Origin of the sequence: Psychrobacter sp. Ps6, assembly GCF_022129235.1 — a bacterium.
Lineage (GTDB): Bacteria > Pseudomonadota > Gammaproteobacteria > Pseudomonadales > Moraxellaceae > Psychrobacter.
This window is the reverse complement of record NZ_JADQAI010000186.1, coordinates 239-1,057: the sequence shown is the minus strand read 5'-3', so window position 1 is coordinate 1,057 and position 819 is coordinate 239. Positions and strand designations below refer to the sequence as shown.

The 819-nt window shown below is 36.0% G+C and carries 1 protein-coding gene; it reads left to right on the top strand.

Features of this window, described 5'->3' with window-relative positions; genetic code table 11:
* Positions 1-203: 203 nt before the first annotated feature.
* On the top strand, positions 204-819 hold a 616-nt coding region (locus I3255_RS14750), incomplete at its 3' end, for a helix-turn-helix domain-containing protein (RefSeq protein WP_238039503.1).

Genomic DNA, 819 nt, shown 5'->3' with positions numbered 1-819 from the left:
AAAATAAATTTTTTTGGTAGGATTTATGATAAAAATAAACATCACTTTATTTTAGCGACTGGGCATTGAACTTATAAAGACATAAAATGTGACCAAGATCGTGTAATGTTTGTTCTTAACACAGTGATGACTTCTCCATCATAAATATGTTCATTTGATACACAGCATTATGTATGCAATTAGCTCTATGCGGATAGCAAAATATGATCATCTATAAACATGGCAATGACTTTTTTGAACCACAAAAGAGTGCTTATACGGCCGATGAGATAACCACAAAATTAAGTGCTAGTGAAACAAAGATTTTACAATACCTCATCGACAACAGCGGTGAGATAGTCAGTAGAGAAACATTATTAGAGATCGGCTGGCCCGAAAAAATTGTCGTACCAAATTCTCTTAATGTTGCCATTGCCAATCTTCGTAAAGCATTTAAAACAAAAAATGAAATCATCATTACGATTAAAGGCGCTGGTTTTACTGTTGCAAAAAATACTTTTGTTAAACAGCAGCAGAGTATTAATGAAGAAGAGCTTCAACAAGAAGAATCAGAGACTATTGATTTAGCACAAGTCACCACCTCTGAGACTCATACTGAGATAAATGATCGCCAAGAGTCGTTACATAACCGGCTTTATATACAGCGAAGAAAAGTAAACTGGCAGCGAGCTTGTACTGGTGTATTGGTCTTACTTGCGGTGTTATGGGTGTCGCTCTGGCTCAGTAGTTGGCAAACACCACCTTGTGTTGCTTTTGAGAATCAAAAAGTGTGTGGCAACATTGAACTATTAAAGCCAGAACAACTACCAAAAGATAAAG